Below are 26,596 nucleotides of genomic sequence, written 5' to 3' on the forward strand. Positions count from 1 at the left end.
TGGAAGCCAGGTGAACCGCACCAGTCTGCGCACGTTGTCGGGTCCAGGACCTCACAAATCCAGGATCCGACAGGAGAGCAGCATGCGTTCGATACTCGCCGGACTTGCCGCCGGCCTTCTCGTTGCCGGTGCCGCCTCGGCCCAGACCGCCGCCCCCTCGACCGCCCCGATGGCCACCCCCGGCCCCGGCACCGGATCGAGCATGGGCACCGGCCCGGCCGCGACCGGCACCGTCGCGCCGATGCCGAACAACACCGGCGGTGCGGCCGGCGGCGTCGTGGCGCCCGGACCGACCGGCGCCTCGACCGTCACAGGCAATTCGGCCGCCGGCGGCAATGCCGGCCAGCCGTCCCGGGCGGTGCCGCAGGGCAGCGGCGGCAGCGGCAGCCGCTGAGCGCTCCCGGGCGGGCCATATCGCGATCCTATCGCGTCCGCCCGTCGATGGTATTGGAAATGCCCCTCCCGGCGCGGTAACACCGCGCCCAAGAGCAGGCCGGCCGCCGACACGGCGGCCGGTCGCCACGGGAGGTTTGACAGCATGAACGCCCACCAGCACTTCATCGGCGGCACCTGGACCGGCAGCGAGGCGACCCTGCCGGTGGTCAACCCGTCGCACGGCCAGGAGATGGCCCGCATCGCCCGGGGCGGCGCCAAGGAGATCGATGCCGCCGTCAAGGCTGGACACGCCGCCATGGACGGCGAGTGGGGCCGCCTCGACGCCGCGTCCCGCGGCCGCCTGCTCCTCAAGCTCGCCGAGCTGATCCGCCGCGACGCCGAGATCCTGGCGAAGATGGAGAGCGAGGACGTCGGCAAGCCGATCACGCTCGCCCGCAACGACGCCCAGGTCTGCGCCCGCTACTTCGAGTATTACGGCGGCGCCGCCGACAAGGTGCACGGCGACACGATCCCGTTCCAGAACGGCTTCACCGTCATGACCGTGTACGAGCCGCACGGCGTCGTCGGCGTGATCGTGCCGTGGAACTATCCCCTCCAGATGACCGGCCGCTCGGTCGCCCCGGCGCTCGCCATGGGCAACGCCGTGGTGCTGAAACCCGCCGAGGACACTTCGCTGTCGGCGCTGCACCTCGCCAAGCTCGCGGCCGAGGCCGGCTTCCCGGCCGGCAGCCTCAACGTGGTGACGGGGCTCGGCGAGGAGGCGGGCGCCGCGCTCGCCTCGCACAAGGGCATCCACCACATCAGCTTCACCGGCTCGCGCGAGGTCGGAACCCTGATCCAGACCGCCGCGGCCAAGAACACGATTCCGGTGACGCTGGAACTCGGCGGCAAGTCGCCCCAGGTGGTCTTTGCGGACGCCGACCTGTCGGAGGCCGGCACCGTCATCGTCAAGGCGATCACCCAGAATGCCGGCCAGACCTGCTCGGCCGGTTCGCGCGTGGTGATCGAGGACGCGATCTACGACAGCTTCGTCGCCGACCTCGCCAAGCGCTTCAAGGACCTGCGGGTCGGCTCGGGCGAGCAGGACCTCGACCTCGGCCCCGTCGTCAACGCCAAGCAGTGCGAGCGGGTGCAGAGCTATATCGATCTGGCGCGCCGCGACGGCCTGACCATCCTGGCCGAGGGCGAGCTCGGTACCAACGTGCCGGGTGACGGCTACTACGTCCGCCCGACCCTGATCGGCGACGTGCCGCCCGACCACCGCCTCGCCCAGGAGGAGATCTTCGGGCCCGTCCTGGTGGCGATCCGGGTGCGCGACGAGGCCGAGGCCCTGAAGGTGGCGAACGGCACCGAGTACGGACTGGCCGCCGGCATCTGGACCCAGGATCTCGGCAAGGCGCTGCGCCTCTCGAAGGGCATCAAGTCGGGCCAGGTCTTCGTCAACAATTACGGCGCGGGCGGCGGCGTCGAGCTGCCCTTCGGCGGCGTGAAGGGCTCGGGCCACGGCCGCGAGAAGGGCTTCGAGGCCCTCTACGGCTTCGGCTCGATGAAGATGATCGCGATCAAGCACGGGGTCTGACGGTCATGGCGGCGGGGAGTGGTAGGGTCAGGCCGCTCGAGGGCCTGACCGTGGTGGCGCTCGAGCAGGCGGTGGCGGCACCCTACTGCTCCTCGCGCCTGGCCGATGCGGGCGCCCGCGTCATCAAGATCGAGCGGCCGGAGGGCGATTTCGCCCGCGGCTACGACGCGGCGGTGAACGGGCTGGCGAGCTACTTCGTCTGGCTCAACCGCGGCAAGGAGAGCCTGGTCGCCGACATCAAGGACCCGGGCGATGCCCGGCTCCTGCACGCGGTGCTCGCCAAGGCCGATGTGTTCATCCAGAACCTCGCGCCCGGCGCCGCGGCCCGCGCCGGGTTCGGCTCGGACGAGCTGCGCGCCCGCTACAAGCGGCTCGTCACCGTGGACGTCACCGGCTACGGCGCGGGCCACGCCTATTCGGACATGAAGGCCTACGACCTCCTGGTCCAGGCCGAGAGCGGCCTGGCCGAGATCACCGGCCATCCGGCGGGTCCCGGCCGGGTCGGGGTGTCGGTCTGCGACATCGCCTGCGGCATGGCGGCCCATTCCGCCGTGCTGGAGGCGCTGATCGCCCGGGGCATCACCGGCGAGGGGGCGAAGCTCGAGGTCAGCCTGTTCGACGGCATGGCCGACTGGATGAACGTGCCGCTGCTCTACTTCGAGGGCACCGGCCGGGCGCCGCAGCGGGTGGGCCTGGCCCACCCGTCGATCTGCCCCTACGGCGCCTTCCCGACCCGGGACGGGGCCCTTGTGCTGCTCTCGATCCAGAACGAGCGCGAATGGGTCAAGTTCTGCGCCGCGTTCCTGCGCCAGCCCGAACTCCCGTCGCGCCCGGGCTTCGAGAGCAACACCGCCCGGGTGGCGAATCGCCCCGAGGTCGATGCCGTGGTGGCGCGGGTCTTTTCGGAGTTGAGCCGCGACGAGGCCGCCGACCGATTGAGGGCCGCCGGCACCGCCTACGGCTTCGTCAACGGGCTGTCCGACCTCGTGTCGCATCCGGCGCTCCGCCGGGTCACCGTCGAGACCCATGCCGGTCCGGCCTCGATCGTCGCGCCGCCGGCCTTGCGCAACGGCCAGGCCCCGGTGCTGGGTCGCGTGCCCGGGATCGGCGAGCACAGCGAGGCGATCCGGCGGGAATTCGCAGCCGCGTAGACCGCTTGGCGGTGTAGACCACTTGGCGGTCATGCGATCGATCCCACCCACCACCTCGTCCTGAGGTGCCCGGCGATCGAAGATCGCCGGGCCTCGAAGGAGGGCTCCAGGAGGCGCGGAGTTCGCTGGAGCCCTCCTTCGAGGCTTGCTTCGCAAGCACCTCAGGATGAGGTTCGTCTCTGGATAAACCGAACAGACGGGCGCACGGCCTGAGAGGACGACCACCATGGCCACCATCCGCGAAGACGACCTGGTCGCTTCCATCGCCGACGCCCTGCAGTTCATCTCGTACTACCACCCGGCCGACTACATCGAGAACCTCGCCGAGGCCTGGCGGCGCGAGGAGAGCCCGGCGGCCCGGGACGCGATGGCGCAGATCCTGGTCAATTCGCGCATGGCCGCCTTCGGCCGCCGGCCGATCTGCCAGGATACCGGCACGGCGCAGATCTTCATGAAGGTCGGGCTCGGAGCGCGGATCGTCTCGAACCGCTCGCTTCAGGAGATCGTCGACGAGGGCGTGCGCCGGGCCTGGCGCGAGGAGCGCAACCCGCTGCGCGCCTCCGTGGTCTCCGAGCCGCTGTTCGGGCGCCGCAACACCGGCGACAACGCGCCGGCCATGCTCCACGTCGAGATGGTGGCGGGTGAGCTGGTCGAGGTCCACGTCGCGGCGAAGGGCGGCGGCTCGGAGAACAAGGCGAAGTTCGCCGCCCTCAACCCGAGCGATTCCGTCGCCGACTGGGTGGTGCGCACCGTCGAGACGCTCGGCGCCGGCTGGTGCCCGCCCGGCATGCTCGGCATCGGTGTCGGCGGCTCGCCCGAGAAGGCGATGACGCTCGCCAAGCTCTCGCTCCTCGATCCGATCGACCTGCCGCAGATCCGCGCCCGCGGGCCCTCGTCCAGGGAAGAGGAATTGCGGCTCGAGATCTTCGAGCGGGTCAACGCGCTCGGCATCGGCGCGCAGGGGCTCGGCGGCCTCACCACCGTGCTCGACGTCAAGCTCAAGACCTTCCCGGTCCACGCCGCCTCGCTCCCCGTCGGCCTGATCCCGCAATGCGCCGCCGACCGGCACGCCCACTTCACCCTCGACGGCAGCGGCCCGGCCGTCTTCACCCCGCCCTCCTTCGATCTCTGGCCGCAGGACATCAGCGTCGCCACCGCCGCCGGGCGGCGGGTCGACCTCGACCGGCTGACCCGCGAGGAGGTGGCGACCTGGCGGGCCGGCGAGACCCTGCTGCTGTCGGGTCACCTCCTCACCGGGCGCGACGCGGCGCACCTGCGCCTGACCCGGATGCTGGAGGCCGGCGAGGAGCTGCCGGTCGATCTGCGCGACCGGGCGATCTACTATGTCGGGCCGGTCGATGCCGTCGGCGACGAGGCGGTGGGTCCCGCCGGCCCCACCACCGCGACCAGGATGGACAAGTTCCTGGAGCCGATCCTGTCGCGGACCGGCCTCCTCGTCATGGTCGGCAAGGCCGAGCGCGGCCCGGCCGCCGTCGAGACCATCGCGCGTCACGGTGCGGCCTACCTGATCGCGGTGGGTGGGGCGGCCTACCTCGTCTCGAAGGCGATCAAGTCGGCCCGGGTGCTCGCCTTCGCCGATCTCGGCATGGAGGCGATCCACGAATTCGTGGTCGAGGACATGCCGGTGACGGTCGCGGTCGATGCCGCCGGCACCTCGGTCCACCGCGACGGCCCGACGAGGTGGCGCCGGCCGGTGCGGGAGATGGCGCCGGCGTAACTCCGGGATCGGTCGTTCGGTCGAGCGCGGGCTTCTCCCTCCCTTCTGCGGGGGAGGGTACGGGCTCACCGCTGTCGCGTCTTACCCTCCACCGTCACCGTCCAGTCACGCCCGCGTGCTGAATCGGGCGAAAAAGGAGAACCGCGTGACCGGCGCCCCTCGCTACGCCCTCTACTTCACGCCGAAGCCCGGCTCGGACCTCGCCCGGTTCGGCAACGCCGTGCTCGGATACGACAACCACACCGGCGCCGAGGTACCCCGCCCCGAGGGGATGGCCGACCTCGCGGACGTGACCGATTCTCCCCGCCGCTACGGCTTCCATGCCACCCTGAAGGCGCCGATGCGGCTCGCCCCCGGTCTCGCCGAGGCCGACCTGCTCGCCGCGGCGGAGACGCTGGCGGCGGACCATCCGCCGGTCCCGGTCGGCCTCCTGCGGGTCGCGACGCTCGGCGCCTTCACGGCCCTGGTTCCCGACGCGGCGCCCCCCGAGCTCGGCCTGTTCGCCGCCGAATGCGTCGCCGCCTTCGAGCCGTTCCGCGCCTTCCTCACCGAGGCCGAGGTGGCGCGCCGCAGGCCCGAGCGCCTGAGCCCCCGGGGCCGGGCGCTGCTCGCGGCCTGGGGCTACCCGCACGTCTTCGAGGAATTCCGCTTCCACATGACCCTGAGCGACGCGCTGCCGGAGGAGGCCCGCGCGCCCTGGCGCGAGCGTCTGGCGGCGGCCTACGGCGCGGGCGCCCCCCTCGTGCTCGACGCCCTGTCGGTGCTGCGCCAGGACGGGGCCGCCCCGTTCCGGGTGCTGCGGCGCATTCCCCTCGGAGGCTGACGCGATGGCCGGACAGCTGGGCCTCGAGCCCGTCATCGACCCGACCGCCACGGTCCGGGAGTGCCGCTTGGGCCGCTACACCGAGGTCGGCCCCCGCACCCAGCTCGCCGAGACCGTGCTCGACGACTATTCCTACATCGGCAACGACGGCGAGGTGATCTACACCACGATCGGCAAGTTCTGCTCGATCGCCGCGATGGTGCGGATCAATCCCGGCAACCACCCGATGGAACGGGCCTCGCAGAGCCACTTCACCTACCGGGCCGCCTCGTACTGGCCGCAGGAGGCGAACGAACCGGCCTTCTTCGAGCGGCGCCGGGCCCTGCCCGTCACGATCGGGCACGACGTCTGGATCGGCCACGGGGTCGTGGTGCTACCCGGCCGCACCATCGGCACCGGGGCGGTGGTCGGCGCGGGCGCCATCGTCACCCGGGACGTCGCGCCCTACACCATCGTGGTCGGCAACCCAGCCCGCCCCGTGCGCCGCCGCTTCGACGAGGCGAGTGCCGAGCGCCTGCTGCGGCTGGCCTGGTGGGACTGGGACCACGAGCGGTTGCGCACGGCGCTCCCGGACTTCCGTCAACTGCCGATCGAAGCCTTCCTTGATAAGTATGCCGGCTAAGCACTGACGCGCTGTCATCCTGTTGTCGCTTAACCAGCGTTTACGTTCGCCGAACAGTCGAATCGGGCGGGCGAATGCTGGTTGTCGAGAACCTTACGCGTCAATACGGGGCGCGCCGTGCGGTGGACGGCGTCAGCCTGTCGATCGAGCGCGGCAGCTTCGTCGGCGTGATCGGACGCTCGGGTGCCGGCAAGTCGACCCTGCTGCGGATGCTCAACCGCCTCGCCGACCCGACGGCCGGGCGCATCCTCTTCGACGGCACCGACGTGACGGCGCTCCGCGGCCGGGACCTGCGTGCCTGGCGTGCCCGCTGCGCCATGATCTTCCAGCAGTTCAACCTCGTCGGGCGGCTCGACGTGATGACGAACGTGCTGATGGGCCGGCTCGACCAGGTGCCGACGCACCGCTCGCTCCTGAAGCTGTGGAGCGAGGAGGACCGGGCGCTGGCGCTCGCCGCGCTGGAGAGCTTCGACATGGGGGCGTTCGCCGCCAACCGGGCCGACCAGCTCTCGGGCGGCCAGCAGCAGCGCGTCGCCATCGCCCGCGCCCTCGTCCAGGAGCCGGAGATAATCCTGGCCGACGAGCCGGTGGCCTCCCTCGACCCGCGCAACACCCGCCTGGTGATGGACGCGCTCGCCGACGCCAACAAGCGCTACGGCATCACCGTGCTCTGCAACCTGCACTCCCTCGACCTCGCCCGGGCCTATTGCGACCGCTTGATCGGCCTCTCGGCCGGCCGGGTGGTGTTCGACGGCCGCGGCTTCGACCTCACCGAGGACGTCGCCCGCACCCTCTACGGCCTCGAGGCCGGCGAGGTGATGGACCGCGGCGAGCCCGAGACGGCGCCGGTGCTGGCCCCCGTGCGCGCCCCGGTCCGCCACGCCGAGGCGCTGAGCGCCTGATCTTTCCGAGACCCCAGACAAGGATTCGACCGATGCTGACCCGTCGCACCCTCGTGGGCGCCGCCGCCCTGATGCTCGCCGCCGGCCCCGCCTTCGCGCAGGACTGGAAGGCCAAGTATCCCGAGCTGACGCTCGGCGTGATCCCGGCCGAGAACGCGTCGGGCACCGTCGACCGCTACACCCCGCTCACCGCCTACCTCTCGAAGGAGCTCGGCGTGCCGGTGAAGCTGCGGGTCGCCAACGACTACGCGGCGGTGATCGAGGGCCAGCGCGCCGGCAACATCCAGATCGCGTTCTACGGCCCGGCCTCCTTCGCCCGCGCGGTGATGACCGGCGTGAAGACCGAGCCGGTGGTCAACCAGAAGCACGAGACCGGCGCGTCGGGCTACTACTCGGTGATCTACGTGAAGGCCGACAGCCCGTACCAGAAGATCGAGGACCTGAAGGGCAAGAGCCTCGCCTTCGTCGACCCGAACTCGACCTCCGGCAACCAGGCGCCGCGATACTTCCTGCAGAAGGCCGGCCACGACCCCGAGAAGCTGTTCGGCAAGACCTTCTTCGCCGGCAGCCACGAGAATGCCGTGCTGGCGCTCATCCAAGGTACCGCGGACGCCGCGGCCAATCTCTGGAACTCCGAGACCGACACCACCATCACCCGCATGGCCGCCAAGGGCATGAAGAAGCCCGACGGCACGCCGCTGAAGCAGGCGGATGTCCGCGTCATCTTCAAGTCCGAGTTCTTGCCCGAGGGCCCCTTCGCGGTCCTCGCCAGCCTGCCCGACGACCTGAAGCAGTCGATCCGCCAGGCCTTCCTCGCCCTGCCGACCAAGGACAAGGCCACCTTCGACAAGCTGTCGGACGGCAAGGACCTCGGTCTCAACGCGGTGACGCTGAAGGACTACCAGCCGATCATCGACATGCTCCGCCACAACGACGAGCAGCGCAAGCGGTCGTAAAACGACGTTTTACAAGTATGGCGCTTCCCCTCCCCTTGTGGGGAGGGGCTAGGGGTGGGGGTGGTGCCGGATAGACCTCGGCGGTGCCTCCTGAACCACCCCCACCCCCAACCCCTCCCCACAAGGGGGAGGGGAGGAGCACCCCCCGTGACCGTCCGCATCGAGAAACTGCCGCCCGAGCGCGAGAGGACCCTGCTCGCCGCCTATTCCGGTGCCGTCGCCTCGACGCGCCGGCGCACGCTCGGGGTCTTCGTCGTCGTCGTGGCGCTGTACCTCCTCGCCGGCTGGATGGCCGAGGTGCGGCCGCTCACCTTCCTCGACAACATCCACAACTTCACCGCCTATCTCGGCCAGATCCTGCCGGTCCTGACCCTGGACAACCTGCCGGCGGACCTTGCCGCCTGGTACTGGGGCCTGCCGAAATGGCTCTCGCTCTTGGGCGAGACGATCCTGATGGCCTATCTCGGTACGCTGTTCGGCGGCATCGCGGCCTTCTGCCTGTGCTTCCTCGCTTCGGCCAACCTGGTGCGCTCGACCGCGATCCGCTTCTGCGCCCGGCGCTTCCTGGAGGTGTGCCGCACGGTGCCCGAGGTGGTGTTCGCGCTGATCTTCGTCATCGCCTTCGGGCTCGGGCCGATGGTCGGCGTGCTCGCCATCGCCATCCACACCACCGGGGCGCTCGGCAAGCTCTTCTCCGAGGTGGTCGAGAACATCGACATGAAGCCGGTCGAGGGGCTGACCGGGACGGGGGCGGGCTTCCTCGAGACCGTGCGCTTCGCGGTGGTGCCCCAGGTGCTCTCGAACTTCGCCTCCTATGCGCTGCTGCGCTTCGAGATCAACGTGCGGGGTGCCGGCGTGATGGGCTTCGTCGGGGCCGGCGGCATCGGCCAGGAGTTCCTGGTCGCGATCCGCAACTTCTACTATTCGGACGTGAGCGCGATCCTCGTCCTCATCATCCTCACCGTCGTGGCGATCGACCTCGGCACCGAGCGCCTGCGCCATCACCTCCTCGGCCGGGAGGCCCACGCGTGACGCGCCGCTCCCCTTCCGCCCTGCGTCGGGCCGCGCTCGCCGATCTCGAGGGCCTGCGCGCCCGCCACCCGGCGGTCTTCCGGCCCTCGTGGTCCCGCCGAGCCGCGGTGGTCGGCACCCTCGCCGTGATCCTCGGCCTCGCGGCCTTCGCGATGGTCCGGCTCGATTTCTCGCTCCTGCGCATCGTCCACGGCCTGCATCGGCTGGGCGAGTTCGCCGGCATGATGCTGCCGCCCTCGGCCGAAGGGCGCCTCGCGCTGTTCCTGTCGGCGCTCGGCGAGACCCTGGCGATCGCGTTCCTCGGCACGCTGACGGCGGCCTGCCTCGCCTTTCCGGTGGCGTTTCTCGCCGCCCGCAACGTGGTGCCCAACCCCTTCCTGCGCTTCGGCGTGCGCCGCGGCTTCGACGTGATCCGCTCCGTCGACGTGCTGATCTGGGCGCTGATCTGGATCAACGTCGTCGGCCTCGGCCCCTTCGCCGGGGCGCTCGCCATCGCCTGCTCGGATTTCGGGGCGCTCGGAAAACTCTTCTCCGAGGCGATCGAGACCGCCGACCGCAAGGCGTCGGAGGGCGTCACCGCGTCGGGCGGCTCGCGGCTGCACCGGGTGCGGTTCGGCCTGGTGCCGGCGGTGCTCCCGGTCCTGGCGAGCCAGGTTCTCTACTTCTTCGAATCGAACACCCGCTCGGCCACCATCATCGGCATCGTCGGGGCGGGCGGCATCGGCCAGTACCTGACCGAGCTGATCCGGGTGCTGGAGATGCAGCAGGTCGCCTTCCTGGTGCTGATGATCCTCGTCACCGTGGCGCTGATCGACCTCGTCTCGGGCCGCCTGCGCCGGGCGATCATCGGGGGCCCGGCGCACTGATCCCGAGGGGTTAGGGGCCTGATTCCACCGGGTTTTCGCAGGCGCGACGGGCTGCGAGAACCTCGCGCGGCGCGCGTGTCTTCCCGATTGTCTTCCCCCGGGAGCGGCGCCTATAAGCCGGCTGTCTCATCCGTCCCTTGCGGCGTCGAGAGCCTCGCCGGGCGCTCTCCGCGCGCCGGGGCGATCAATCCGCCGGGGAGCGCCATGGCCGGGCATTCACAGTTCAAGAACATCATGCACCGCAAGGGCCGCGTCGACGCGGTCCGCTCGAAGGTGTTTTCCAAGCTCGCCCGCGAGATCACCGTGGCGGCCAAGCTCGGCACGCCGGACCCCTCGATGAACCCGCGCCTGCGCGCCGCGATTCTCGCGGCCCGGGCCGAGAACATGCCCAAGGACAACATCGAGCGCGCCATCAAGAAGGCGGCCGGGGGCGACGCGGAGAACTACGAGGAGGTCCGCTACGAGGGCTACGGTCCCGGCGGCGCCGCGCTGATCGTCGAGGCGCAGACCGACAACCGCAACCGCACCGCGTCCGACGTCCGCTCGGCCTTCACCAAGTCCGGCGGCAGCCTCGCCGAGACCGGCGCCGTGTCGTTCATGTTCGACCATGTCGGCCTCGTCGCCTTCGACGCCAAGGTGGCCGACGCCGACACGATGCTGGAAGCCGCCATCGAGGCCGGCGCCGACGACGTGAAGTCGGACGAGGGCGGCCACGAGGTCATCTGCGAGCAGGGCGCGATGGGCGAGGTCTCCAAGACCCTCGAGGCCCGCTTCGGCGAGCCCCGCCGCACCGCCCTGATCTGGCGCGCCCAGAACACCGTCGACGTCGACGACGAGACCGCCGAGAAGCTGATCCGCCTCGTCGAGACCATCGAGGACCAGGACGACGTGCAGAACGTCTTCGTGAACTTCGCGGTGTCGGACGCGATGATGGCGAAGATGCAGGGGTGAGGCTGAAGGGGCGGTCATCCATGACCGCTCCTTGAGCCTCACAGGGTCATCCCTGCCCCTGATGACAGTAATTTTTCGCAAGATTGTTCTGCCCCACCCGCGACCTCATCCTGAAGTGCGGGCGATCGAAGATCGCTGAGCCTCGAAGGAGGGTTCCAGGGATCGCGGAGATTTCTGGAGCCCTCCTTCGAGGTCAGTCGATCTTTGATCGACTAACACCTCAGGATGAGGTGGGAGGGTGGGACCTGTCGCCTGCTTCGGCTTTCGCCCGACCCACTCACCCCGGCAGCCGCAGCCGCGCCCGCAGACCCCCCATCGCCGACCTGTCGAGCTCCAGCCCGCCGCCATAGAGCTCCGCCAGTTCCGTGGTGATGGCGAGCCCGAAGCCGTGGCCCGGCACGGTCTCGTCGAGGCGCCGGCCGCGTTGCGCCACCGCCGCCAGGGCCTCCGGCCCGAGGCCCGGCCCGTCATCCTCGATCCGGACCACGATGTCGCTGCCCGCGGCGTCGGCCGACACCCGTACCGCGCGGGTGCACCAGGTGCAGGCATTGTCGATCAGGTTGCCCAGCATCTCGTCGAGGTCTTGCGGGTCGCAGGCCGCCGCGAGGCCGGGCGGGATCGCGGACGTGATCCGCACGCCCTTCTCGGCGTGCAGGCGCTCCAGGGCCGATGCGAGGTCGGCGACCGGGCCGGCGAGGTCCGTGCGGATCCGGGTCGCCCCGGTCAGCGCGGCGCTGCGGGCCCGGCGCAGGTGGTGACGCACGCCGCGGTCGAGGCTGCCGACGAGGTGCGCCAGGCGCCCGTCCGGGTCGCGGCCGGGCTCCGACAGGGCGAGGCTCAGGGTGGCGAGCGGCGTCTTCAGCCCGTGGGCGAGGTTCGCCACATGGGTGCGGGCCTGGGCGAGCTGCGCGGCGTTCTGGTCGAGGAGGGCGTTGATCTCGGCGGCGAGCGGCCGGACCTCCGCCGGTTGGGAATCGGGCACCCGCTCGCGCTGCCCGGCCCGCACCGCTTCGAGTTCCCGGCGCAGCCGGTCGAGGGGCTTGAGGCCGAGGCGCACCTGCGCCACCGCGCCGGCGGCGAGGCACAGGCCCAGCACCCCGAGGCTCGCCGCGAGCGCCAGGCCCGCCTCGCGCAGCGGCCCCCAGAGGGCGGCGCGCGGCGCGCTCGCAAGGACCACGGTGCCGTCCGGGAGGGACAGGACCCGCAGGATCAGCGCCTCGCCGCGCGGGCCGGTTCCGTCCGCGGGACGGGGCCGGTCGTCGTCCGCCTCCGGGACCTGCGGGGGAGCGAGGTCGCGCCCGGCGAGGGAGGCGGAGCCGAGCGTCGCCGCGCCCCGCCGCACCTGCCAGGCCCAGCCCGAGCCCGGTCGGTCGAAGGGCGGCGCGTCGAGGTCGCGCGACAGGCGCAAGGCCGGGCCCGGCTCCAGCCCCGAGACCAGGGAGACGATCTGCGCGTCGAGCCGGGACTCGATCTGCCCGCGCACGAAGCGCGCGAGGATCAGCCCGATGGCGAGGCCCGCCACCACCAGCGCCGCCACGATCAGCGCCAGCGCCGCGAGGAGCAGGCGCCGGCGCAGGGAGCCGATCTGGCCTAAGCCCGTCACGCCGCCTCGCCCGCGGTGAGCCGGTAGCCGTGGCCGCGCACGGTCTCGATCCGGGCCGGGGCGATCTTGCGGCGTAAGCGCGTGATGATGACCTCGACCGAGTTCGAATCGACCTCCGCGTCGCCCTCGTAGACCCGTTCCAGCAATTCGCCCCGGGGCACCACCCCGTCGCGGCGCAGGATCAGGCAGGACAGGACCCGCCATTCGAGGGCGGTGAGCTTGAGCGGCAGCCCGTCGCGGGTGAAGGCGCCGAGGCCGGGATCGAAGGTGATCGGGCCGCAGGCGATGCTCGTCGCCCCGTGGGCGGCGGCGCGGCGCACCAGCGCCCGCAGGCGGATCACCAGCTCCTCGACCCGGAACGGCTTGACCAGGTAATCGTCGGCCCCGGCCTTGAAGCCCGCCACCTTGTCGCTCCAGGCGTCCCGCGCGGTGAGAATCAGCACCGGCAGGGTGCGGCCCGCCGCCCGCCAGCCCTGCAGCACCGCGATCCCGTCGCGCTTCGGCAGGCCGAGATCGAGCACCGCCGCGTCGTAGGTCTCGGTGTCGCCGAGATGCGCGCCGTCCTCGCCGTTGCGGGCGTGGTCGACGGCGCAATTCTCGGCGCGCAGGACCCGCAGGATCTCGGCGGCCAGCGCCGCGTCGTCCTCGACGAGCAGGAGCTTCATGGGCGGATGACTCGGAGGTGGGAACGCGGATTCCGCCGTAGTCCCGGCTGTTTAACCGAACCTGAACGGCGAGGTTCAGGCCCGGTTCCCGGGCCCTGACGTAGAAGAGCGCCAACCCGGAAGGGCCCCAATGACAGGAACACGCCGATGACCGACCACACCACCATCGAGGGCAAGGCCACCGAGATCGAGACCGCCAAGGTCGAGACCGGCGCGACCGAGACCGTCGCACCCGCCCCGCGCACCAAGCCCCGCCGCGGCCTCCTCGTCGGCGCCGTCGCGGTGCCGCTGGCGCTCGGCGCCGTCGGGCTCTCGCTCGCCCAGCCGGCGCAGACCCCGCTCACCCCCGTCGCCCCCGTCGCCGTGAGCGCTCTGGCGCCGTCTGGCGCCACCGCCGCCAAGGGCGAGGTCGCCGAGATGTTCGGCAACAAGTTCATCCTTCAGGACGGCACCGGCCGCGCGCTGGTCGAGACCGGCCGGGCCGGCGAGGGCGGCACCCTGGTCGCCAAGGGCGAGAGCGTGACGGTGCAGGGCCGGTTCGAGAACGGCTTCCTCCACGCCAGCGCGCTCACCCGGGCCGACGGCAAGATCGAACCCTTGCGCCCGATGGGCCCGCCCCCCGGCGGCCTCGACTGGGCGAAGGACAAGGCCGGGCTGGGGCCGACCATCGACGTCCCGGCCCTCACCAAGGCGGTCACGGATGCCGGCTACTCGGACGTGCGTGTCGCCGGCCGCGGCCCGCGCCACCTCGACGTGGCGGCCAAGGGCCAGGACGGCAAGGAGCGGATGCTCCATGTCGGCTTCGACGGGCAGATCCGCGAGAAGCGGGTGTTCTGAGGGGCGTGACGGGCTCGGCCCGACAGTGTCGGGCCGCCTCGCATGAGGCGGGCTGTCCGAAAAAAAGGAGAGGCGCGGATTTCCCCCTCCCCCCTCTTCGGGGTAGGGTGCTCCACGGAGTGGGGCGGGAGAGGGGAACCACGTTTCCGGAAAAGACTGAGCCGTTCTGAAGGGCGCGCTCTGGATCAGCGTCGCGCTGCCCCTCTCCCGCCCGGCGCACGAGTGCTTCGCACTCGCAGCCGGGCACCCTCCCCCGCAGAGAGGGGAGGGGAAAGCCCACGTCAGCGTAGGGGCTGATCGATCGCGTCCCATCGTCTGAGCCGACGTCACAACGTCGCCAGCACGCCCCCGTCCACGTAGAGGATCTGGCCGTTGACAAAATCCGAGGCGGACGAGGCCAGGAAGATCGCCGCGCCCTGCAGCTCCTCCACCCGGCCCCAGCGCCCGGCCGGGGTGCGGTTCCTCAGCCAGGCGTCGAAGTCGGGGTTCTCGATCAGGGCCTGGTTGAGCGGCGTCGCGAAGTAGCCCGGGCCGATGCCGTTCACCTGCAGGCCGTGGCGGGCCCAGTCGGTGCACATGCCCTTGGTCAGGTTCTTCACCGCGCCCTTCGAGGCGGTGTAGGGGGCGATCGAGTAGCGCGCCGCCTCGCTCTGGAGGCTGGCGATGTTGATGATCTTGCCCCGCTTGCGTCCGATCATGTGCCGGGCCACCGCCTGGCCGACATAGAACACGCTGTCGAGGTTGACCCGCATCAGCTCGTGCCAGGTCTCGACGGAATACTCCTCGAGCGGCGCGCGGCGCTGGATGCCGGCATTGTTGACCAGGATGTCGAGGGGGCCGATCTCGGCCTCGATCCGGTCGACGCCCGCCTTCACGGCGGCCGCATCCGACACGTCGAAGGCCGCAGCCTCGGCCGTGATGCCCTCGTTCCGCAGCTCCGCCACGGCGCCGTCGAGCTTTGCCGCATCGCGGCCGTTGAGCACGATCGCCGCTCCCGCGCGGCCGAGGCCGAGCGCCAGCGACAGGCCGATGCCCTGGCTGGAGCCGGTCACCAGGGCACGGCGGCCCGACAGATCGAACAAGGCGGTCGACACCGGCGAACTCCTCCCCGACGCGCTCCGGCCGGCGACCTTCGGGCCGCTCCTTGCGGTTGCGCTCGTACCCGAAGGGAAGCATGGTACCGATACCAAGGCAAGCGGCATCGCGGCGCCGGTGATCCGGCCGCCAGCGAGCCCACCGGGAGGAGATGTTTGGCCATGACGCTCGCCGCGCGCATCCACGCCGCCAAGGACCTGCGGGTCGAGACGATCTCGCTGCGCGAGCCGGAGGCGGACGAGGTCGTGGTCGCGCTCGGCGCGGGCGGCATCTGCGGCTCGGACCTGTCCTATTACGGAAAGGGCCGGGTCGGGGATTTCAGCTTGCGCGAGCCGATGGTGCTCGGCCACGAGGTCGCCGGCACGGTGACGCGGGTGGGCAACGCGGTCACCGGCGTGAAGCCGGGCGACCGGGTCGCGGTCGATCCGAGCCGTCCGTGCCTCGCTTGCGACTATTGCCGCGCCGGCCGCTCGAACCTGTGCCGCAACATGCGGTTCTTCGGCTCGGCGGCGATCTTCCCGCATGTCCAGGGCGGCTTCAGCGAGCTCTTCCTCGCCCGGGCCGACCAGTGCGTGCCGATCCCCGACACGATGCCGATGCGGGTCGCGGCCTGCGGCGAGCCCCTGGCGGTGGCGCTCCACGGGATCCGGCGGGCCGGCGAGCTCCTGGGCCGCCACGTCCTCATCGCCGGGGCCGGGCCGATCGGGCTCCTGTGCCTGATGGCGGCGCGGCTCGCGGGGGCGCGCCGGATCGTCTGCACCGATCTCGCCGAGGCGCCGCTCGCCATCGCCCGCGAGATCGGCGCGGCCGAGACCATCAATGTGGCCTCGCAGCCCGAGCGGCTCGCCGCCTACGAGGCCGACAAGGGCACCTTCGACGTCGCGCTGGAAGCCACCGGCGCGCCCGCGGCGCTCGCCTCGCTGTTCCGGGTGGTGCGGCCCGGCGGCCGGGTGGTGCAGCTCGGCATGATGCCGCCGGGCGACGTGCCGGTGCCGGCCAATCTCCTGATGGCCCGCGAGATCGATTTCGTCGGCGCCTTCCGCTTCCACGAGGAGTACCGCACCGCCATCGCGCTCCTGGCCTCCGGCCGGATCGACGTCGCGCCGATCCTGTCGGCCGAGCTGCCGATGTCCCGGGCCGACGAGGCCTTCGCGCTCGCCGCCGACCGCAGCCGGGCGATCAAGGTCCACCTCGCCTTCTAGGCCGGCCGATGGCCGACGGGTCCACGCCCCCGCGCCGGGCACCGACGATGCGCGACGTGTCGCGCCTCGCCGGCGTCTCGCCGATGACGGTCTCGCGCACGCTGGCCGCGCCCGCCCGCGTCTCGCAGGAGACGCGAGCGCGGGTGCTGGCGGCGGTGGACCGGCTCGGCTACGTGCCGGACCGCGGCGCCGGGAGCCTGTCGTCGCGGCGCACCGGCTTCGTCGCCCTGATCGTCCCGACCCTGACCAACCCGAACTTCGCCGACACCGCCGCCGGCCTCACCGCCGTGCTGCGCCCGCGCGGCTACCAGCCGCTGATCGGGGTCACCGGCTACTCGGTCGCGGAGGAGGAGACGGTCCTGCGCGCGATGCTGTCGCGCCGCCCGGACGCGATCGTGGTGTCGGGGATGCACCGCTCGTCTCGCGCCCGCGACCTCCTCGCCCGGGCCGGGGTGCCGGTGGTGGAGATCTGGGACCGGCCGGAGGCGCCGATCGACCGGGCGGTGGGCTTCTCGAACTACGAGGTCGGACGGCTGGCGGCACGGACCCTCGCGGGTCTCGGCGCCGCCCGCATCGCCGGCCTCGGGCCGGAGCGCATCGGCGAGGTCCGGGATTTCCGCGGCGAGGAGCGCCTGCGCGGCTTTCGCGACGGTCTCGCCGAGGCGGGCCGTGCCGACGATCTGGTCCTGCACCACGGCCGCGCGGCCGGCGCCTTCGCGCACGGGGCCGAGGCGCTGGCGGAGCTCGTCGCCCGCGGGGGCGCCGAGGCGGTCTTCCTCGTCTCCGACATCTCGGCCTTCGGGGCGCTGATGGAGTGCCAGCGCCGCGGGATCCGGGTGCCGCAGGACGTGAGGCTCCTGGGCTTCGGCGATTTCGAGATCGGCCGCCAATGCGTGCCGCGCCTCTCCACCATCGCGGTCGATCCCGACGAGATCGGCCGGCGCACCGGCGCCCTGCTGCTCGGGCTCCTCGACGGCGGGGCGGGGGAACCGGCGGTGATCGACCTCGGGTTCAGGCTGCTCCTGCGGGAGAGCACCGGCTAGGCAGATTTCGCCGAAGTGGTGACCGGTTCGGCGCCGAAAATCTGCGACAGAACAAGAACCCAAGCGGTTAAAGCGTTGGCCTGCCAACGCAGGTCGGCTTGGGGTCGCGACGGGAGCCGAGGTCGCGAGCCTCGCGGGTCAGGCCACGCGCGGCCGGGGCGCCGGGCGGGGCCGCAGCACCGGGGCGACGGCGTCGTGACCTTCTTCCACCGGGCTGCGTTGAGCGGCCCGGGGCTGCTCGACCAGCGGAAACAGGTCCTGCAGCCCGCGCGAGACGCCGGCGAGCACCGGCGCGAAGGGGCCGACGAACGGGGAGGGGGCCGTGTCGGCCTTGACGAAGCGGGAGTTGGACATGTCGCACTGCAAACCTGTGGGCGAGAGTTAACGCGCCGCAACACGGTTTGGTTCAATGCGGATGCCCGACGATCGCCGGGCCGGCCTTCAGCGGCTCGGCGTCGGGGCGATCAAGGTCTCGGCGGCGCCGGCCGGATCCATGCCGATGCGGCCCCAGCCCGGGAGCTTCAGGGCCGGGCGGCGCAGGTCCAGCCCCGCCACCGCGCCCAGCACGTTGACCTCGATCCCCTCGACCCAGCCGAGGGTCAGGCCGAGATAGCCCCGGGCCGAGAGCTGGAGGCCGGTTCGGCTCGGCGTCCAGGCGACGGCGCGCTCCGAAAAGTCCTTGCCGAGGGCCGTCGGCGGCAGCGCCACCCCGAGGTCGGGCACGGCGCGCAGGACATGGGCCACGAAGGTGTTGGAGTTCGGCCCCGGCCAGGCGCTGTAGCTGCCCGCCGCCCGGTGCGGGTAGGTCGCGACGGCGGCGTGGATCCGCGGCACCGCGGCGGCCGCCGCCTCGCCGTCGAGGGCGAGCACGACCTGCGGCGGGTTGCCGAACCAGCGCGCATCCGCCGCGTAGGCGTCCTTGCGCACCGGCAGGCCCCAGCCGACCACGTCGTAGCGGGTGTAGCGCGGTGCTCCGGCCTCCTTGACCACGATCCAGGTGTGATGGGCGAAGATGCCCCGCCAGCGCCCGACCCGGGCGGCGTAGATCCGCACCAGGGCCTCGGGCGCCGCGGCGGGAGCGGGCAGGAGCCGCGCGCTCGACCAGTCGGCGGTGGCCCAGTCGGGGGCGAGGTCGTCGCGGCTCCACCACCACAGGGCGTGGGCGGCGAGCGGCAGCAGGAACAGGAGAACGAGCGCCAGCACCAGGGTGCGCGCACACCAGGCCAGGGCGAGCAGCATGACGCGAAGATGGTCGTCGGAGCGGGGCGGCGCAACCGCGGCCGGGCGAGACCGTTGTTGGCCTGCAACGAGTACTGCGGACGGGTACGGGAGAACGCGATGGCCGAGGTGAAACGGGTGCTGGACGCCCTGGTGCGCAGCCGCCGCGGCGGGCTCGCGGCCTCCGCCGCCCTCGGCGGCCTGGCGCTCATCGCCGGCCTCGCCGTGCGGGCGACGCAGCGCGGCGAGCCCGGGGCGGAGCCGGCGCGAGGGGCTGGAGCCCCGCAAGGTCCGGCCCGGGACACGGCCCGCGCCCCGGCCGCGACGCCCTTCGAGGCCGGTGCGCTCAGCGACGACGAGGCGACGCTGTGCCTGCGGATCATGGTGGCGGCCTCCGCCGCCGACGGGGTGATCGACGCCCGCGAGCGCGAGCGGCTGGACGCCGCGGTCGCCGAATCCGGTCTCGACCTCGCCGGCCGCCAGTGGCTCGCCCGCGAGCTCGAGGACCCGGCGACGATCGACGAGATCGCCGACCGGGTCGCCACTCCCGAGGCCGGTGCCCGGGTCTACGCCGCGGCCCGCCTCGCCATCGATCCCGACACGATGCAGGAGCGCGCCTTCCTGCGCATGCTGGCCGACGCCCTCGACCTCGACGACGACGCGCTCGCCCGGGTCGAATCCGGCCTCGCGGCCTGATCGGCAACCCCGATGCGCCTCGACGGCCGGCAAGCCCTCGAACTGCTCGCCCGCCTCGGCTACGGCGCCCGCGGGGTCACCTACTGCCTCGTCGGCGGCCTCGCGGTGCTCGCTGCGATCGGCGTCGGCGGGCAGACCGGGGGCAGCCGCAGCGCCCTGCTGATCCTGCTGGAGCGGCCGTTCGGCTGGATCCTGCTCGGCGTCGTGGCCCTCGGGCTCGCCGCCTTCGCGCTCTGGCGCGTGGTCGAGGCGGTGACCGATGCCGACCGATACGGCCGCTCGGCCAAGGGATTGGCGACCCGGGCCGGCCACCTCGTCAGCGGCGTGACCTATGGCGGCCTCGGCCTGTCGATGATGACGGCGGCGCTCGGCCGCGGCACGGCGCGCCAGGCCGAGGACCAGGGCGCCCGCGACTGGACCGCCTGGCTGCTGCAGCAGCCCTTCGGCCAATGGCTCGTCGGCGCGGTCGGCCTCGTGGTGATCGGCGCCGGCCTCGCCTTCGCGGCCAAGGCCTGGAAGGGCGACGTGTGCAAGCGCCTCTCGGTGCCGCACGACGCCCGCGACTGGGTCCGGCATGTCGGCCGCTTCGGCTACGCCGCCCGGGCGCTGACCTTCGGGCTGATCGGCGGCTTCCTGATCGCGGCCGCGGTCGAGAGTCGGTCGAGCGACGTGAAGGGCCTCGGCGGCGCCCTCCAGGCCCTGCGCGACGAGCCCTACGGCTGGGTGCTCCTCGGGCTGACCGCGGCCGGCCTCGCGGCCTTCGGGATGTTCGGCCTCGTCCAGGCCCGCTACCGCCACATAGACCCGCCGGACCTCGACGCTGCGCGTCGGGCGGTGACAGAGATTACTCGCTGATTCATAATCATTAGAAAATGATTATCACAAAAATATATGCCTTGTCTTTTTTATTTTTTGTTTCTTGACAAAGTAAGTTGCCGCAAATTATAAAAATCCTAGGTGTATGATGGGTGTTTCTCATGGAAGCGCAAACTATAAATAGATGTTTTATGAGATTCGAAGACCGCGCGGAGAGAATTACAGCAAAGCAGGTCGCCGAAACTTTTGTGTCGGTAGGTCCGCTTATTGATTTACTGAGTTCTAGAAACAATCAAATTGTTTATGGGAGGCGTGGTACAGGAAAAACCCATGCACTTAGATACTATCAAAGCATGTGTAATAAAACAAGAGATGTCGCAATATTTATAGATGCTCAAAATATTGGATCTAACGGATCTATTTATAATGATCATTCGATACCAGTTAGCGAGCGTGCCACACGATTGTTAGTCGATGTTTGCTCTGCGATCCACCACGAGTTGATCGTCATTTTTAGCGATCCAAGCCGTGGATGGAATTTGGCGGAAGCAGCCCCAGTTCTGGACGGATTTGTTGCTGGTTTCAGCGAGACCAGAGTTGATGGCGCCGTTGAGCGAGAAGCAAGTCATAAAGACAGTTCGGTTTCTAAATCAACCGCATCAGCAACTATCAATCTTGGAACAATTCCGAATTCATCGTTCGGCTTGTCAAATGAAGATTCAACTAATCAGGAGCACGCAACCAAGATCAAAGTAACTGGAACGGATCACACTTGGATTGATTTCAACTATTTTTCGAGGGCGATTCGCGCCTTGGCGCGCTATCTTGGCGCCTCCCGATTGTGGGTCCTAATAGATGAGTGGACTACTATACCACCTGAAATACAGCCGTATCTTGCAGATCTGCTGCGTCGAGCGATGTTCAGCGTCCCGAACATTACCGTAAAAATTGCAGCAATCGAGCATCGTGCCTCTTTCAAGATCGATCTTGCAAACGAAGGCTATATTGGATTCGAGCTTGGTGCAGATATCAGCACTGCGATAAATCTTGACGATTATCTTGTAATTGATAACGACGAAGAAAGAGCTAAAAATTTTTTCCGAAACTTTGTAAGCAATCATGCTATTGCGATAGCCTCTGAAATCGGACTGAATATCGGACATCCAGGGTCTATCATAGCAAGATCTTTTACTCAGGAGAATGTGTTTACTGAGTTTGTGCGCGCTACAGAAGGAGTGCCGCGAGATGCTATGCATATTTTAGCATTGGCAGCTCAAAAAGCGAGTACAAATCAGATATCGATGCCCGTTGTGCGCTCCGCTGCCCACTCATTTTTTCAGACGGAGAAATACAATACAATACAAGCTAACAAGGAAAATCGCGTCCTGCTTGATTGGATTAGGGACGAAGTTATCAGTAATAGACGTACGCGTGCCTTCTTGTTGCCAGTTGCTGTGGAAGATGTCATCATAGATCGACTCTTTGATAGGCGTGCTTTGCATATTCTCAACCGAAGCAGATCGGCTGCGCACAGGCCCGGCGAAAGATTTATTGTATATAAACTTGATTATGGCCTCTACGTAGACCTAATAAATACTGATAAATTCCCCGAGGGCCTGCTTCTGTCACTAGATGCTGGCAAAGATGTCGATTTCGATGTGCCCTTAGATGACGCACGCTCTTTCCGTAGAGCAATACTTGATTTAGATCAATTCTATGCAGCTAATCCCCAATTCAAAAGAGCGCCATAGCACATAAGATGCTCGCAAAAGCTCTCCCTGCGCTGGGCTGGGCTTTTGCAATCATCTGTTGTGCAACCTTAAACGTCAATATATTTACTTTAAATTTTATTGAAAAAATAAACGCATTGTCTTAAGCGTTATTAAATAACAGTACGTCGTGACGAGATCATAAATATTTCAATGGTCGTGCCCGTGCTCCGGCAGCGTCAGGCCGAAATGCGTCACCAGGTCCTGGACCTGGGCCGGGGTCAGGTGGCGCGGGTTGAGGTTGCGCAGGAGCAGGTAGAGCTTGGCGGTCTCCTCCAGCTCCTCGGTGGCGAAGACCGCGGCCTCCAGGGTGTCGCCGGCCACCACCGGGCCGTGATTGGCGAGCAGCACCGAGGAATATTGCCCGGCGAGCCCCCGGATCGCGTCGGCCACCGCCGGGTCGCCGGGGCGGAAGTAGGGCACCAGTGCCACCGCGCCGGCCCGCATCAGGCTGTAGGGGGTGAGCGGCGGCAGCACGGCGCGGGGGTCGATCTCCGGCAGCATCGAGACCGCGACCGCGTGGGTCGAGTGCAGGTGGACGATCGCCCTGGCCGACGAGCGGCTGTCGTAGAGGGCGCCGTGGAGCGGAATCTCCTTCGTCGGCTTGTCGCCCGACAGGAGCTTGCCGTCGCGGTCGAGGCGCGAGATCCGGGCCGGATCGAGGAAGCCGAGCGAGGCGTTGGTCGGCGTCACCAGCCAGCCGCCGTCGTCGAGCCGCAGCGAGATGTTGCCCGACGAGCCGGGCGTCAGGCCGCGCTCGAACAGCGAGCGCCCGAACCGGCAGATCGCCTCGCGCAGGGCGGACTCGCTCATCGTCGACACGTCCGTCACGCGGTCGCTCCCTCGATCAGTTCGAAGCCGAGATCCACCACCGTCGCCGGGCTCCCCGTGCAGAGCAGCCGCGCCGCCGTGGCGCCGGCCTCGACCCGCGGGGTGCGGATGGTGGCGAGCGGCTGCGGCATCAGCCGGCCGACATCGAGGCCGTTATAACCGAACAGGGCGAGCCGCCCCGGCACCGCGATGCCGTGGGCCAGGCAGTGGAAATAGCCGCCGAGCGCCATGTCGTCGTTCGAGAAATAGGCCGCGTCGAGGTCAGGCACCCGCTCCAGCAGGGCGGCAAGCCCCTGCCGCCCGGCCTCGACCGAGGAGGGGCTTGCCACCCGTTCCTCGCCGGCCGGCCCCATTCCGGTCTCGCGCAGGGCATCGCGAAAGCCCGCGTAGCGCTTGGCGGCGCGCCGGTCCTTCGTCAGGTCGTGGCCGATATAGCCGATGCGGCGGTAGCCGCGGCCGACGAGGTGGCGGGCGCTCGCCTCGCCGGCGGCGCGGTTGGAGTAGCCGACCACGATGTCGAGGCCCGGCCCGTCGGTGTCGAGGAGCTCGGCCACCCGCACGCCGCTCGCCGCGAGGCGCCGCCGCGTGCCGGGATTGTGCTCGAGCCCGGTGACGATCAGCCCGGCCGGGCGCCAGCTCAAGAGCGAGCCGACCACCGCCTCCTCGCGGTCCTGGTCGTAGTCCGTCACGGCGATGACCGACTGGAAGCCCTCCTGCTCCAGGGCCGCGGTCGCGCCGCGCAGGAGGTCGGGAAAGACGATGTTGGTGAGCGAGGGGATCACGATGCCGATCAGCCGTGAGCCGGTCGAGGCGAGGGTGCCGGCGATCCGGTTCGGCACGTAGCCGAGGCGCGCCACCGCCGCCTCGACGCGGGCCCGGGTCTTCTCCGAGAACGAGCCGTGGCTGCGCAGGACCCGCGACACCGTGCTCTCGCCGACCCGCGCCTCGCGGGCGACGTCCGCGAGCGTGATCGGGCGGCGGCCGGTCCCGTCGAACGGCTCCGCGTCCCCCGTCGCGAAGGCCTCGTTGCCTCCCTCGTCCATCCCTCGTCCCCCGACGCGCCGCGTCTTGTCATCGCCGCGCGGCAGCGCCACGATGTCATGGTTCCCGGGCCGGCTCAACGGATCGTTGGTCCGTATTGGCAGCGCTGCCAATTCGGTGCTAGAGCCTGGGACGAGGGCGCGGCGTCAGATCGCGCGGGACAGCGGATCGCAAGATCCGCAGGAGGAAACGGCATGAGCGACACACCCGCCCGCGTCGCGGTGATCGGCCTCGGCTCGATGGGCTACGGCATGGCCCAGGCCCTGCGGCGCGCCGGCCTCGACGTCGCCGGCAGCGACGTCTCGTCCGAGAGCGTCGCGCGTTTCGTCGCCGAGGGCGGCCGGGGGGCCGAGAGCCCGGCCCGGGCGGCCGCGGATGCCGGCATCGTGGTGTGCGTCGTGGTCAACGCCGCCCAGACCGAGGCGGTCCTGTTCGGGCCCGACGGCGTCGCCGCCGCCATGCCGGAGGGCGCGGTCTTCGTCTCCTGCGCCACGATGGACCCGGAGGTCGCCCGGCGGCTCGCCGCCCGGCTCGAGGCCACCGGCCGGCACTACCTCGACGCGCCGATCAGCGGCGGCGCCCAGCGCGCGGCGCAAGGCGAGCTGACGATCCTGGCCTCGGGCAGCCCGGCGGCCTTCGCCCGGGCCAAGCCCGCCCTCGATGCCATGGCGGCCAAGCTCTACGAGCTCGGCGACGCCGCCGGCGCCGGCGCGGCCTTCAAGATGATCAACCAGCTGCTCGCCGGCGTCCACATCGCGGCGGCGAGCGAGGCGATGGCCTTCGCGGCCCGTCAGGGCCTCGATCTGAGGCGCGTCTACGAGGTGATCACCGCCTCGGCCGGCAATTCCTGGATGTTCGAGAACCGGATGCCGCACGTCCTCGACGGCGACTATGCGCCGCGCAGCGCCGTCGACATCTTCGTCAAGGACCTCGGCATCGTCCAGGACATGGCCCGCACGCAGAAATTCCCGGTGCCGGTGGCGGCGGCCGCCCTGCAGATGTTCCTGATGGCCTCCGGCGCCGGCATGGGCCGGGACGACGACGCCTCGGTGGCGCGGATCTACGCCCAGGTGACCGGGACCGCGCTGCCGGGCGGGGCGGGGTGACTGTCGGCTCCCATCCACTGAATTGACATCCACCGGGGCATTCCGGGCTTTGCTTCGCAGCCCCGGGATGACCCCGAGAGGTGGTGATGTGAGTGGCCGTTCGACCGGCTTTGCCGGTCTGCCAGGATAAGCCCACCAAGACGCCCGGGAGGGAGGACCACGATGCCGCGCTTTGCCGCGAACCTGACCCTGATGTTCACGGAAGTCCCGTTCCTCGACCGGTTCGCGCAGGCCGCGGAGGCCGGGTTCGAGGCGGTCGAGTTCCTGTTTCCCTACGAGCATCCGCCCGAGGCGATCGGCGAGCGCCTGAAGGCGCACGGCCTGACCCAGGCCCTGTTCAACCTGCCCCCGGGCGACTGGGCGGCGGGCGAGCGGGGGCTCGCGGCCCTGCCCGACCGGTTCGAGGAGCTGAAGGCCGGCGTCGAGACGGCGCTTGCCTACGCCCGCGCCACCGGCGTGAAGCGCCTGCACCTGATGGCCGGCATGGCCGACCGCAGCGATTCCAGGGCGCAGGACTCCTACCGCCGCGCCGTCGGCTGGACGGCGGAACGGGTCGGCCGCGAGGGGCTCGACCTCGTGCTGGAACCGATCAACGCCCGCAACATGCCGGGCTACTTCCTCAACGATTTCGATTATGCCGCCGACCTGATCCGCGCGCTGGCGCTGCCGAACCTGAAGCTGCAGTTCGACCTCTACCACTGCCAGATCCTGCACGGCGACGTGACCATGCGGCTGCGGGCCCTGATGCCGATGGTCGGCCATGTCCAGACCGCCAGCGTGCCCGAGCGGCACGAGCCCGGCAGCGGCGAGATGAACGACGCCTTCCTGTTCGCCGAACTCGACCGCCTCGGCTACGACGGCTTCGTCGGCTGCGAGTACAACCCGCGCGCCGGCACCCGCGAGGGCTTGGGCTGGTTCGACGCCTATAAGGGAGCCCGCGCATGACCCTGGCACTGGGCTGCGTCGCCGACGACTATACCGGCGCCTCCGACCTCGCCAACACCCTGACCAAGGCGGGCCTGCGCACGGTCCAGACCATCGGGGTGCCGGCGGACGATCTCGCGCTGCCCGAGGTCGACGCCGTGGTGGTCTCGCTCAAGAGCCGGTCGATCCCCGCCGACGAGGCGGTGGCCCGCTCGCGCGAGGCCGCCGCGTGGCTGAACGCCCGGGGCGCCGGCCACCTGCTGTTCAAGGTCTGCTCGACCTTCGATTCGACCGACGAGGGCAATATCGGCCCGGTCACCGACGCCCTGCGGGAGGATGCCGGCGAGGCGATCGCGCTCGTCACCCCGGCCTTCCCGGAGACCGCGCGCACGGTCTATCTCGGTCACCTCTTCGTCGGCATGGTCCCGCTCGCCGAGAGCCCGCTCAAGGACCATCCCCTCAACCCGATGCGGGATTCGAACCTCGTGCGGGTGCTGGCGCGCCAGAGCCGGGCGGGTGTCGGACTGGTCGACCTCGCGACGGTGGCGCAGGGCGCCGAGGCGGTGGGGGCCCGGCTCGACGCGCTCGCCCGCGAGGGCAAGGGCGCGGCCATTGCCGACGCGGTGCTCGACCGCGACCTCGCGGTGCTGGGCGCCGCCGCCCTGACCCGCAAGGTCTCGACCGGCGCCTCGGGCCTCGGGCTGGGGCTCGCCCGCGCCCTGGTGGCGGCCGGG

General features: G+C 70.1%; 27 protein-coding genes. 20 read left to right on the plus strand and 7 right to left on the minus strand.

Annotated elements, in window-relative coordinates; translation table 11 throughout:
* The first annotated feature begins 82 nt into the window (after window positions 1-82).
* From HPY23_RS03900 to HPY23_RS03950, 11 genes are all read left to right on the plus strand, one after another.
* Window positions 83-394 carry a hypothetical protein gene (locus tag HPY23_RS03900; RefSeq protein WP_091881757.1) on the plus strand — a complete coding sequence of 104 codons (312 nt, stop codon included), beginning with the start codon at window positions 83-85 and terminating at the stop codon, window positions 392-394.
* 144 nt (window positions 395-538) lie between these two features.
* Window positions 539-1,975, plus strand: coding sequence for an aldehyde dehydrogenase family protein (locus HPY23_RS03905; protein ID WP_091881760.1), 1,437 nt, complete (start codon window positions 539-541; stop codon window positions 1,973-1,975).
* A 5-nt stretch (window positions 1,976-1,980) separates the two neighbouring features.
* Complete coding sequence (locus tag HPY23_RS03910; protein WP_091881763.1) at window positions 1,981-3,126, plus strand: CaiB/BaiF CoA transferase family protein; 1,146 nt, start codon at window positions 1,981-1,983, stop codon at window positions 3,124-3,126.
* Between the two features lie 226 nt (window positions 3,127-3,352).
* A complete protein-coding gene (locus tag HPY23_RS03915) occupies window positions 3,353-4,864 on the plus strand; it encodes a fumarate hydratase (protein WP_091881768.1) in 1,512 nt (503 codons plus the stop codon).
* 145 nt (window positions 4,865-5,009) lie between these two features.
* Window positions 5,010-5,687, plus strand: coding sequence for a DUF1045 domain-containing protein (locus HPY23_RS32805; RefSeq protein WP_244537479.1), 678 nt, complete (start codon window positions 5,010-5,012; stop codon window positions 5,685-5,687).
* A 4-nt stretch (window positions 5,688-5,691) separates the two neighbouring features.
* Window positions 5,692-6,309, plus strand: coding sequence for an LbetaH domain-containing protein (locus HPY23_RS03925; RefSeq protein WP_091881775.1), 618 nt, complete (start codon window positions 5,692-5,694; stop codon window positions 6,307-6,309).
* Window positions 6,310-6,383: 74 nt separating this feature from the next.
* A complete protein-coding gene (gene phnC, locus HPY23_RS03930) occupies window positions 6,384-7,211 on the plus strand; it encodes a phosphonate ABC transporter ATP-binding protein (protein ID WP_091881778.1) in 828 nt (275 codons plus the stop codon).
* 32 nt (window positions 7,212-7,243) lie between these two features.
* A complete protein-coding gene (gene phnD / locus HPY23_RS03935; RefSeq protein WP_060847052.1) occupies window positions 7,244-8,167 on the plus strand; it encodes a phosphonate ABC transporter substrate-binding protein in 924 nt (307 codons plus the stop codon).
* Window positions 8,168-8,314: 147 nt separating this feature from the next.
* The gene (gene phnE / locus HPY23_RS03940; protein ID WP_091881781.1) at window positions 8,315-9,199 is read left to right on the plus strand and encodes a phosphonate ABC transporter, permease protein PhnE; all 885 of its coding nucleotides are present in this window, start codon (window positions 8,315-8,317) and stop codon (window positions 9,197-9,199) included.
* The gene (gene phnE / locus HPY23_RS03945) at window positions 9,196-10,065 is read left to right on the plus strand and encodes a phosphonate ABC transporter, permease protein PhnE (RefSeq protein WP_091881784.1); all 870 of its coding nucleotides are present in this window, start codon (window positions 9,196-9,198) and stop codon (window positions 10,063-10,065) included. Before phnE (HPY23_RS03940) ends, phnE (HPY23_RS03945) begins: the two co-directional genes overlap by 4 nt.
* Window positions 10,066-10,269: 204 nt before the next feature.
* Entirely contained in the window at window positions 10,270-11,016 is a 747-nt protein-coding gene (locus HPY23_RS03950; protein ID WP_048434141.1) for a YebC/PmpR family DNA-binding transcriptional regulator, read from the plus strand.
* 277 nt (window positions 11,017-11,293) lie between these two features.
* On the opposite strand, the gene HPY23_RS03955 is transcribed toward HPY23_RS03950, so the two are convergent.
* Complete coding sequence (locus HPY23_RS03955; protein WP_091881787.1) at window positions 11,294-12,619, minus strand: sensor histidine kinase; 1,326 nt, start codon at window positions 12,617-12,619, stop codon at window positions 11,294-11,296.
* Window positions 12,616-13,284: a response regulator gene (locus HPY23_RS03960; protein WP_060847056.1), complete on the minus strand. Its 669-nt coding sequence runs from the start codon at window positions 13,282-13,284 to the stop codon at window positions 12,616-12,618. The genes HPY23_RS03955 and HPY23_RS03960 overlap by 4 nt, the downstream gene beginning before the upstream one ends.
* Window positions 13,285-13,431: 147 nt before the next feature.
* On the opposite strand from HPY23_RS03960, the gene HPY23_RS03965 reads away from it, so the two are divergent.
* Window positions 13,432-14,121: a DNA-binding protein gene (locus HPY23_RS03965; RefSeq protein WP_091881790.1), complete on the plus strand. Its 690-nt coding sequence runs from the start codon at window positions 13,432-13,434 to the stop codon at window positions 14,119-14,121.
* Window positions 14,122-14,447: 326 nt separating this feature from the next.
* Here HPY23_RS03965 and HPY23_RS03970 read toward each other — a convergent pair whose 3' ends face one another.
* The gene (locus HPY23_RS03970; RefSeq protein WP_175539838.1) at window positions 14,448-15,215 is read right to left on the minus strand and encodes an SDR family oxidoreductase; all 768 of its coding nucleotides are present in this window, start codon (window positions 15,213-15,215) and stop codon (window positions 14,448-14,450) included.
* 162 nt (window positions 15,216-15,377) lie between these two features.
* On the opposite strand from HPY23_RS03970, the gene HPY23_RS03975 reads away from it, so the two are divergent.
* Window positions 15,378-16,418, plus strand: a complete 1,041-nt coding sequence (locus HPY23_RS03975) for an L-idonate 5-dehydrogenase (RefSeq protein WP_091881796.1) — start codon at window positions 15,378-15,380, stop codon at window positions 16,416-16,418.
* A gap of 47 nt (window positions 16,419-16,465) precedes the next feature.
* Window positions 16,466-17,461 carry a LacI family DNA-binding transcriptional regulator gene (locus HPY23_RS03980; RefSeq protein ID WP_091882121.1) on the plus strand — a complete coding sequence of 332 codons (996 nt, stop codon included), beginning with the start codon at window positions 16,466-16,468 and terminating at the stop codon, window positions 17,459-17,461.
* Window positions 17,462-17,599: 138 nt separating this feature from the next.
* Here the strand turns inward: HPY23_RS03980 and HPY23_RS03985 are convergent, their stop codons facing one another.
* A complete protein-coding gene (locus tag HPY23_RS03985; protein WP_060847060.1) occupies window positions 17,600-17,815 on the minus strand; it encodes a hypothetical protein in 216 nt (71 codons plus the stop codon).
* Between the two features lie 87 nt (window positions 17,816-17,902).
* Complete coding sequence (locus HPY23_RS03990) at window positions 17,903-18,700, minus strand: DUF3750 domain-containing protein (protein WP_060847061.1); 798 nt, start codon at window positions 18,698-18,700, stop codon at window positions 17,903-17,905.
* Window positions 18,701-18,799: 99 nt separating this feature from the next.
* Here HPY23_RS03990 and HPY23_RS03995 point away from each other — a divergent pair, with 99 nt between their 5' ends.
* The 3 genes from HPY23_RS03995 (at window position 18,800) to HPY23_RS04005 (ending at window position 21,942) form a co-directional block, all read left to right on the plus strand.
* The gene (locus HPY23_RS03995; protein WP_060847062.1) at window positions 18,800-19,375 is read left to right on the plus strand and encodes a DUF533 domain-containing protein; all 576 of its coding nucleotides are present in this window, start codon (window positions 18,800-18,802) and stop codon (window positions 19,373-19,375) included.
* 12 nt (window positions 19,376-19,387) lie between these two features.
* A complete protein-coding gene (locus HPY23_RS04000) occupies window positions 19,388-20,230 on the plus strand; it encodes a DUF1206 domain-containing protein (RefSeq protein WP_091881799.1) in 843 nt (280 codons plus the stop codon).
* Between the two features lie 122 nt (window positions 20,231-20,352).
* The gene (locus HPY23_RS04005; RefSeq protein WP_200601623.1) at window positions 20,353-21,942 is read left to right on the plus strand and encodes an ORC-CDC6 family AAA ATPase; all 1,590 of its coding nucleotides are present in this window, start codon (window positions 20,353-20,355) and stop codon (window positions 21,940-21,942) included.
* A 168-nt stretch (window positions 21,943-22,110) separates the two neighbouring features.
* Here HPY23_RS04005 and otnC read toward each other — a convergent pair whose 3' ends face one another.
* Together otnC and HPY23_RS04015 are read right to left on the minus strand one after the other, a co-directional pair.
* Complete coding sequence (gene otnC / locus HPY23_RS04010; RefSeq protein ID WP_060847064.1) at window positions 22,111-22,773, minus strand: 3-oxo-tetronate 4-phosphate decarboxylase; 663 nt, start codon at window positions 22,771-22,773, stop codon at window positions 22,111-22,113.
* A 14-nt stretch (window positions 22,774-22,787) separates the two neighbouring features.
* Window positions 22,788-23,834 carry a LacI family DNA-binding transcriptional regulator gene (locus HPY23_RS04015; protein WP_082742494.1) on the minus strand — a complete coding sequence of 349 codons (1,047 nt, stop codon included), beginning with the start codon at window positions 23,832-23,834 and terminating at the stop codon, window positions 22,788-22,790.
* A 192-nt stretch (window positions 23,835-24,026) separates the two neighbouring features.
* On the opposite strand from HPY23_RS04015, the gene ltnD reads away from it, so the two are divergent.
* The 3 genes from ltnD to HPY23_RS04030 all read left to right on the plus strand — a co-directional run.
* Complete coding sequence (gene ltnD / locus HPY23_RS04020) at window positions 24,027-24,938, plus strand: L-threonate dehydrogenase (protein ID WP_091881802.1); 912 nt, start codon at window positions 24,027-24,029, stop codon at window positions 24,936-24,938.
* Between the two features lie 162 nt (window positions 24,939-25,100).
* Window positions 25,101-25,883: a 2-oxo-tetronate isomerase gene (otnI, locus tag HPY23_RS04025; protein ID WP_091881805.1), complete on the plus strand. Its 783-nt coding sequence runs from the start codon at window positions 25,101-25,103 to the stop codon at window positions 25,881-25,883.
* On the plus strand, window positions 25,880-26,596 hold a 717-nt coding region (locus HPY23_RS04030), incomplete at its 3' end, for a four-carbon acid sugar kinase family protein (protein ID WP_200649561.1). The genes otnI and HPY23_RS04030, both read left to right, overlap by 4 nt.

The organism is Methylobacterium ajmalii (assembly GCF_016613415.1).
In the GTDB taxonomy this organism is placed as follows: domain Bacteria; phylum Pseudomonadota; class Alphaproteobacteria; order Rhizobiales; family Beijerinckiaceae; genus Methylobacterium; species Methylobacterium ajmalii.

Bases quoted from the DNA above. Each gene is read 5' to 3' on its own strand.
- HPY23_RS03900 (WP_091881757.1), top strand. From the start codon at position 83: ATGCGTTCGATACTCGCCGGACTTGCCGCCGGCCTTCTCGTTGCCGGT.
- HPY23_RS03905 (WP_091881760.1), top strand. From the start codon at position 539: ATGAACGCCCACCAGCACTTCATCGGCGGCACCTGGACCGGCAGCGAG.
- HPY23_RS03910 (WP_091881763.1), top strand. From the start codon at position 1,981: ATGGCGGCGGGGAGTGGTAGGGTCAGGCCGCTCGAGGGCCTGACCGTG.
- HPY23_RS03915 (WP_091881768.1), top strand. From the start codon at position 3,353: ATGGCCACCATCCGCGAAGACGACCTGGTCGCTTCCATCGCCGACGCC.
- HPY23_RS03925 (WP_091881775.1), top strand. From the start codon at position 5,692: ATGGCCGGACAGCTGGGCCTCGAGCCCGTCATCGACCCGACCGCCACG.
- phnC (WP_091881778.1), top strand. From the start codon at position 6,384: ATGCTGGTTGTCGAGAACCTTACGCGTCAATACGGGGCGCGCCGTGCG.
- phnD (WP_060847052.1), top strand. From the start codon at position 7,244: ATGCTGACCCGTCGCACCCTCGTGGGCGCCGCCGCCCTGATGCTCGCC.
- HPY23_RS03950 (WP_048434141.1), top strand. From the start codon at position 10,270: ATGGCCGGGCATTCACAGTTCAAGAACATCATGCACCGCAAGGGCCGC.
- HPY23_RS03960 (WP_060847056.1), bottom strand. From the start codon at position 13,284: ATGAAGCTCCTGCTCGTCGAGGACGACGCGGCGCTGGCCGCCGAGATC.
- HPY23_RS03965 (WP_091881790.1), top strand. From the start codon at position 13,432: ATGACCGACCACACCACCATCGAGGGCAAGGCCACCGAGATCGAGACC.
- HPY23_RS03975 (WP_091881796.1), top strand. From the start codon at position 15,378: ATGACGCTCGCCGCGCGCATCCACGCCGCCAAGGACCTGCGGGTCGAG.
- HPY23_RS03980 (WP_091882121.1), top strand. From the start codon at position 16,466: ATGCGCGACGTGTCGCGCCTCGCCGGCGTCTCGCCGATGACGGTCTCG.
- HPY23_RS03985 (WP_060847060.1), bottom strand. From the start codon at position 17,815: ATGTCCAACTCCCGCTTCGTCAAGGCCGACACGGCCCCCTCCCCGTTC.
- HPY23_RS03990 (WP_060847061.1), bottom strand. From the start codon at position 18,700: ATGCTGCTCGCCCTGGCCTGGTGTGCGCGCACCCTGGTGCTGGCGCTC.
- HPY23_RS03995 (WP_060847062.1), top strand. From the start codon at position 18,800: ATGGCCGAGGTGAAACGGGTGCTGGACGCCCTGGTGCGCAGCCGCCGC.
- HPY23_RS04000 (WP_091881799.1), top strand. From the start codon at position 19,388: ATGCGCCTCGACGGCCGGCAAGCCCTCGAACTGCTCGCCCGCCTCGGC.
- HPY23_RS04005 (WP_200601623.1), top strand. From the start codon at position 20,353: ATGGAAGCGCAAACTATAAATAGATGTTTTATGAGATTCGAAGACCGC.
- otnC (WP_060847064.1), bottom strand. From the start codon at position 22,773: ATGAGCGAGTCCGCCCTGCGCGAGGCGATCTGCCGGTTCGGGCGCTCG.
- HPY23_RS04015 (WP_082742494.1), bottom strand. From the start codon at position 23,834: ATGGACGAGGGAGGCAACGAGGCCTTCGCGACGGGGGACGCGGAGCCG.
- ltnD (WP_091881802.1), top strand. From the start codon at position 24,027: ATGAGCGACACACCCGCCCGCGTCGCGGTGATCGGCCTCGGCTCGATG.
- otnI (WP_091881805.1), top strand. From the start codon at position 25,101: ATGCCGCGCTTTGCCGCGAACCTGACCCTGATGTTCACGGAAGTCCCG.